At 66.2% G+C, this 6,888-nt stretch carries 6 protein-coding genes; 2 read left to right on the forward strand and 4 right to left on the reverse strand.

Annotated elements, in window-relative coordinates; genetic code table 11:
- Positions 1–57 precede the first annotated feature (57 nt).
- A complete protein-coding gene (locus ACI944_RS00355) occupies positions 58–1,701 on the reverse strand; it encodes an acyl-CoA synthetase (protein WP_411717073.1) in 1,644 nt (547 codons plus the stop codon).
- A gap of 140 nt (positions 1,702–1,841) precedes the next feature.
- Entirely contained in the window at positions 1,842–2,243 is a 402-nt protein-coding gene (locus tag ACI944_RS00360) for a helix-turn-helix domain-containing protein (protein ID WP_411717074.1), read from the reverse strand.
- A gap of 121 nt (positions 2,244–2,364) precedes the next feature.
- Here ACI944_RS00360 and ACI944_RS00365 point away from each other — a divergent pair, with 121 nt between their 5' ends.
- The gene (locus tag ACI944_RS00365; protein WP_411717075.1) at positions 2,365–3,531 is read left to right on the forward strand and encodes a 3-dehydroquinate synthase II; all 1,167 of its coding nucleotides are present in this window, start codon (positions 2,365–2,367) and stop codon (positions 3,529–3,531) included.
- A 22-nt stretch (positions 3,532–3,553) separates the two neighbouring features.
- Here ACI944_RS00365 and ACI944_RS00370 read toward each other — a convergent pair whose 3' ends face one another.
- Positions 3,554–4,249 carry a type I 3-dehydroquinate dehydratase gene (locus ACI944_RS00370; RefSeq protein ID WP_411717076.1) on the reverse strand — a complete coding sequence of 232 codons (696 nt, stop codon included), beginning with the start codon at positions 4,247–4,249 and terminating at the stop codon, positions 3,554–3,556.
- A gap of 121 nt (positions 4,250–4,370) precedes the next feature.
- Positions 4,371–4,775 (reverse strand): hypothetical protein, encoded by a 405-nt coding sequence (locus ACI944_RS00375; RefSeq protein WP_411717077.1) that lies wholly within the window; start codon positions 4,773–4,775, stop codon positions 4,371–4,373.
- A gap of 165 nt (positions 4,776–4,940) precedes the next feature.
- Here ACI944_RS00375 and ACI944_RS00380 point away from each other — a divergent pair, with 165 nt between their 5' ends.
- Positions 4,941–6,767 carry a flippase-like domain-containing protein gene (locus tag ACI944_RS00380; RefSeq protein WP_411717078.1) on the forward strand — a complete coding sequence of 609 codons (1,827 nt, stop codon included), beginning with the start codon at positions 4,941–4,943 and terminating at the stop codon, positions 6,765–6,767.
- Positions 6,768–6,888 lie beyond the last annotated feature (121 nt).

Consider the following 6,888-nt stretch of genomic DNA (forward strand, 5'->3'; position numbering starts at 1 on the left):
AGGCTGTCCCCCGTCTGTCGGTGGCCGTCTCGGTCGACCGCGTGGCCGTTGTTCGCCTCACCCGTCAGCGCTTGCCTCACGCAACTCCGCCCGGCGTATCTTCCCCGTCGTCGTCGTGGGTAGCTCCTCGACGAACTCGATCTCGCGGGGATACTCGTGTTTCGCGAGTGTCTCCCTGACGAGCGATCGGACGGACTCCCGGAGGTCGTCGTCGCCCGCGACGCCCCCGACCGGCTGGCAGAAGGCCTTGATTATCTCCCCGCGGGTGTCATCGGGGACGCCAACCACGCCGACCTGCTCTACGTCGGGGTGCTCGAGGATTGCGTCCTCGACCTCGCTGGGGCCAACCCGGTAGCCACTCGTGATGATGAGGTCATCGTCGCGCGATTTGAACCAAATGTGGCCGTCAGCGTCGGCGTAGCCGAGGTCGCCGGTGAGGTGCCATCCGTCCACCGTCGCGGCCTCGGTCCGGTCGGGGCGGTTCCAATACCCCTCGAAGATCACGGGATCGTTCCCGCGCTCGACCGCGATTTCGCCGATTTCGCCGACAGGGCGTTCCGCGCCGGTGTCGGGGTCGACGACGGCGACGTCGTGACCGGGGACTGGCTTCCCCATGCTGCCGGCGATCGCCGGGAACCACTCCCGACAGTTGCAGACCAGTAGGTTCGCCTCCGTCTGCCCGTAGAGTTCGTTGACCGGAACACCACCGAGGTCCGCCTCGGCCCACTCGAGAATCTCCGAGGTGAGCGGTTCGCCGCCGGAGCAGATCGCTTCCAAGGAGAGATCGTATCGACTCGGGTCGACACTCATTAGCATCCGGATCGCCGTCGGCGGGAGAAACGCCGACGTGATGTCGAACTCCGCGAGGAGTTCGAACGCCGTCTCGGGGTCGAATCCCGCCATCGGGTAGCCGACAACGGGCCGGCCGTAGTGCCAGGCTGGAAAGAGGAGATCGCCCAGCGCGCCGATCCACGCCCAGTCGGCGGGCGTCCAACAGACGGCCTCGGAGACGTCCAACTCGAAGTACATACGGAAGGCCGGACAGTGGCCGACCCACACCGACTGGCTGTGGCGGACGCCTTTCGGCTTCCCCGTCGAACCGCTGGTGTACATCACAATCCCGGGTGTATCGGGGGTGGTATCCGCGGGGTCGAAGTCAGTACCGGCGTCATCGACGAGCGCCCCGAACGGCGTCGCTCCCTCGCTGTGTCCGTCTTCCCGCCAGTCGACCTCAAGGACCGTCTTGAGATCGGGGCAGTCGTCACGGACCGCGGCGACGGTATCGTAGGTGTCGCCGTCGACGACCGCGACCGACGCCCCGCTGTCGTCTAGGCGATAGCCGAGGCCATCGGTCCCGAACAACACCGACAGCGGCATCGAAACCGCGCCGAGTTTCCAGCAAGCCAGATGCGTCAGCGGGTTCGCCGGCACTTGCGGCAACACGACGCCGACGCGGTCGCCGCGGCCGACGCCGAGACCCGAGAGGGCGTTCGCGAGCCGGTCCGAACGCCGGTCAAGATCGGCGAACGTGTACGTGTCGCGGCGACCGTCCGGGTACGCCTGCTGCAGGGCGACCCGGTCGAGGTCATCGTGTTTGCCGATGAGGTCGTGGGCGGCGTTGTAGTCCTCCGGGAGGTCCCACTCGAAGTCCGACCGGGCGTGCTCGTGGGCCTCGGTCGGCACGTTGACGTGCCAAGCCATGTCATGTACTTGGGGCGGTGGGGAATAAATGAACGTGGTGTGTGGCCGTTTCGCACTATCTGACACGCTACGGACTCAGCTGTGAGACACGCACAGACATATGTGAACACGGATCTAATCGTCGCGACCCCCGTACCTGATCACTCGAGCCCGTCGATCGACGACAACGAGTCGACCGTCGAATCTACCAGTTTCCGCTCGGCCCGGCGGAGATTCATCGAGGCGGCGGTCCTTGAGACCCCGGACTCGTCGGCGAGGTCGTCGAGCGACATCTCCCATGAGGTTTCGAAGTACTTGGCCTCGGCGGCGGTGACGAGGGTTTCTCGCTCCGTCTCGGTCAGCTTCCGGCAACTGTTCAAGAAGCTGTGAGCCGCGCCCGCATTCTCGATCACGTCGAAGAGTTCCGCGACGGGAAAATCAGTCCGACTCTCGACAGCGACATCGTTCTCGTCGTCGAGTTCCGAGAAGCGCACGTCGACCTCGTCGGTGGTGTCGATCAACGGGCGGTCGTATTGCCGCATATCGAGGTCGAGATCGATCATCGGTGTATCTGCACGTCGGGCGTGGCGCTGTTAGCGGTATGACATACCATTGGAAGCCGTTTTTCGGTTCGACCACGGGCGTCCCGCCACGTTCAATAGCCGCCCCCGCCACCCGGGAGGTATGACACGCTCCGTGTGGCTGAAGGCCGACGACGAGGTCGGCGACTGGGAGGCGCGAAAGCGTCGTATCACCGCCGGCTTCGAGGCTGGCGTCGATTGGGTGCTCGTCGATCGACGCGACGTGGGCCGGGTCCGCGATCTTGGTCGGGTGAACGTCGCCGCGTTCGCCGGCGACGACGTGCACGTGATGGACGCCGAGAGCGACGACGTCCCTGAACCCGACGCCGTCGTCGTCGGCAAAGGCGGCGAGGGCGACGGCACGGTCGATCTTCCCTCGGATCTCTCCGGATCGGCCGACCTGACGACGCTTCGACGAACCGACGGTCCCGGCGGTGCGTACGTCCGGATTCTGAACGCCGACTACGAGACGTTCGCGGAGGCCGCCGCCACGGAGGCCGATTACACCCTCGTCATCGGCGAGGACTGGCAGATCATTCCCCTGGAGAACCTCATCGCCCGGATCGGCGAGGAGACTGACCTCATCGCCGGCGTCCGGAGCGCCGAGGAGGCCAAGACAGCCTTCGAGACGCTTGAGATCGGCGCCGATGCCGTGTTGCTCGACACCGACGACCCAGACGAGATACGCGCTACCGTAGAGGTCAGAGACGAGAGCGAGCGCGAGCACCTCGAACTCCAGCACGCGACGGTGACTGACATCGAGGAGACGGGATCGGCCGACCGGGTCTGCGTCGACACGGCGTCGATGCTCGACCACAACGAGGGAATGTTAGTCGGATCGATGAGCCGTGGGCTATTTTTTGTCCACGCCGAGACCGCTGACTCGCCGTACGTCGCCTCGCGGCCCTTCCGGGTCAACGCCGGCGCAGTCCACGCTTACGTGCGGACACCCGGCGGCGAGACAAAGTACCTCGCGGAGTTGAAATCCGGTGACGAGGTCCAAATCGTCGACACGGAGGGGAACACCCGCGAGGCCATCGTCGGCCGCGCGAAGATCGAGAAGCGCCCGATGTTTCGGGTGGAGGCCGAACTCGAGAACGGCGACCGGATCGAGACGCTGTTGCAGAACGCCGAGACGATCAAAGTCGCCACGGCGTCGGGCCGCAAGTCGGTTACCGACCTGGCTGCCGGCGACGAACTGCTCGTCTACTACGAGGCGGTCGCCCGGCACTTCGGCGAGGCCGTCGAGGAATCAATCATCGAAAAGTAGGTACGAGGCACCACAGCGGCTCTTACTCAGAGAGCCGGTCGACCAGCCCGCGGAGCGTTTCGAGGTCGTACTGACCCGGGGCGGTCGCCTCGTCGGGGGCCACGGGCGCGTAGCCGATCTTCGACCCATAAATGGGCGCGACAGCGCGGGTGTGGCTGCCGGCCGCTCCCATCGCCATCGTTGCCACATCGACGCCAGCCCGTGTCAGTTCATGCGTGACCGAAAGCACTGAGAGCGCGTCGCCCGCGTCGTGTGCAGTCACCGCGATCTTTCCGACGTCGCCGTAGTCGCTCGCCCGGTGAAGCCGATCTAAGAGGTCGGCTTCGGACGGCGTCGCCTCGAAGTCGTGCGTCGAGACGACAACGGAGACGCCCGCCGCCCTCGCCGCCCCGAGGAGGTCGTCGGCCCGGTCGGCGTCACCCGGGGCGTCCGCCTCAAGCGCGGCGAGCTCGATGTCGACTGCGGCGACGGCGTCGTGGTCGACGGCGGCGGCGAGCGCGTCGAGACGGCCGGCCTCGGCGGCCTCACCGCCCTCCCACGCGGCGCGGTTCGTTGCGAGGATTGGGAGGTCGCCGCCGTAAGATTCGAGCGCGGCGAGCGGCGCGTCGGCCAGGTCCATACGGAACTCGACGCAGTCGGCGTCGGCGCGGGCGGCCGGTTCCACCCCGAGGTCGGCCGTCGGGGCAGCGAGCGTGAACGAATCGAACGGAAGCGACATACCCCACCCGCGGCGGCGACGAACAAAAGTGTGTCCGGTCGTTGGGCCGCGCCGAATTCATGATCGCGACGGGGCGGACGATAATAAGACAGGAGAGTAAAGCGGAGAAACCGAGACCCGCTCAGACTCGCTCAAAAAAGTCCGCCTGCGCCGTCGTTCCCTTTCTCCCGTAGTCCGTGACCCGGACCCAGATCGTCTCACCGGAGTCGAGCGCACCGGCGCTGTCGGGGTCGGGAACCCCCCTGACGAACGTTTGGAGCCCGTTGATCGTGCCCCGCACCTCGGGCGGGACGCGGTCGTATTGGGTCTCCTCGACGACGAGTTCGTACGTCTCACCCTTCGTCGCGGCCTCCTCGGGCGGTCGTTTCTGCGCCTCGCGATGGGCGCGGTCACGCTTTCGCTGAGCGGCGGTACTTGGTCGGCCGCCGCAGCGGCGTAGGAGGGCGACAAGCACGGGGACGAGGAGGCTGACGGCGGCCGCATCGAGAAGTCGCGGATCGGCCGTTAGCAGGGCGTCAAGCATCATCGGCGGTTCGTCGCCGCCGGGTATAGCCGTTGTGCCCGAATGGGACCGGGGTGTCGGCACCCGGGTCGTGACCGCCGGGATAGCGTCAATACCGCCGTCGCGACCGAGGAGGTCGGGTATCGGGGATCAGAAGGTTGATGCCGGACGGTTCACGACACATGATCGATGACTGACCGGGAGGTGAGCGTCGTGTTGCCCGCCTACAACGAGGCGGAAACGATCGAGGGGACAGTCAACGTGACCCTCGAGACGCTTGGTGCGTTTCTCCCGGCAGGAAGTTTCGAGGTGTTGGTCGCGGAGGACGGCTGTACGGACCGTACGCCCCAGATCGCGACCCGGATGGTGCGCGAGGACGACCGCGTCAGACACTTCCACAGCGACGAACGGCTCGGACGAGGGGGCGCCTTAGAACGAGCCTTCCGGGCCAGCGATGGGGACGTTCTCGTTTATTTCGATACGGATCTGGCGACCGACATGGCGTATCTCGAGGCACTCGTCGAGTCGATCCGCTCGGAGGGGTACGACCTCGCGACCGGCTCCCGGCGGATCCCGGGAGAAAAACAGGAGCGCGAGCCCGAACGTGGGTTCGCCTCGAAGGGGTACAACGCTCTGGTCCGGACGGTGCTTCGGTCCTCGCTGTACGATCATCAGTGCGGCTTCAAGGCCTTCGATCGGGACGCGCTCTTCGACTTGCTCGAAGGGGTCGAAGACGACCACTGGTTCTGGGATACGGAGGTACTGGTCCGCGCCCAGCGGGCCGGCTACGCCGTTAAGGAGTTTCCCGTTGGCTGGGAGCCAAAGGGTGATACGACGGTCGATCTGGTCCGGGACGTGCTCGGGATGGGAAGCCAGGTCGGCCGGCTGTGGTGGCAACTGTCGGTTCGGCCTCGCATCGATCGCCGGACGACGACCGCCGCCGGGACGGTACTGATCGCCCTCGCGGTCGCGTTGATGACGCTGTATCTCGATCCGACCGAGGTGCTCGCGGCGATCCGCGGGGCCGACCCCGCCGTTCTCGCCGTCGCCGCCGCCGTGTACATTGCCTCGTGGCCGCTCCGGGGGCTTCGGTACCGCGACATTCTCTCGGAACTCGGCTACCGCGAGCGCGTCGGCTTTCTTACGGGGGCGATCTTCGTGAGCCAGACTGGCAACCTCGTCGTGCCCGCCCGGGGCGGCGATGCGATCCGGGCCTACATCGTGAAAGCCCGCCGCGACATCCCGTACCCCTCCGGCTTCGCTTCGTTAGCCATCGAGCGAGTGTTCGATCTGTTGACCATCGCAGCGCTGGCCGGTGTCACGCTCGTCGGGTTGGCGCTCGGCGGTGTCGACGTGGCAGCACTCCGGACGGCCGAGGCCGGCGGCGGCGTCGGCGAGAGCGGCCGAACCGCTGTGCTCGTGGCGGGCGGCGTCGGCGGAGCGGCACTCATGACGATGGCGCTCATCGCCGTCAGCGCGCGCTCAGATCGAAACCTGGTTCGGGCGGCGCTGTCCCGGATGAGCGACGACTCGTACGTCGAGTACGTCGCCGCTATCGCCGAGCGGTTCGTTTCCGATGTACAGACGGTCGCCAAAGATCGGCGGGCGTTCGCCGTCGTTGGCTTCTCCAGCGTCCTAATCTGGGGGATCGACATTCTGACGGCGATCATCGTTTTCGCCGCCTTCGGGGTCGCAATACCGGTCGAACTGCTCGTGGCCATTGGTTTCTTCGCCGTCGCCGTCGGCAACCTCGCGAAGGTGTTGCCGCTCTCACCTGGCGGGATCGGCCTCTACGAGGGCGCGTTCACCCTCATCGTCGTGGCGCTGACGCCGATCGCGTGGCCGACGGCGCTCGCGGCGGCAGTCGTCGACCACGCATTAAAGAACGCCGTCACCGTCGTCGGTGGTATCGGATCGATGCTGCGGCTCAACGTCTCGTTGGCGACTGCAGTCGAGGAGTCACGCGACGCCGGGGAGACCCGGGACGTCGAGAGCGATCCCGCTGTTCGGGAGTGAATCCGCGGCCGAAAAGTAACTGATCCCCGATCCGGTTCGCGGATAATGTATAGCAGTTCGGCGACCCGACCGGGATTCATATACCGGCGGCCACCGTTTCAACGGGCGATGACGGATCCCT

The organism is Natronomonas sp. (genome assembly GCF_046710025.1).
Taxonomy (GTDB): Archaea; Halobacteriota; Halobacteria; order Halobacteriales; family Haloarculaceae; genus Natronomonas.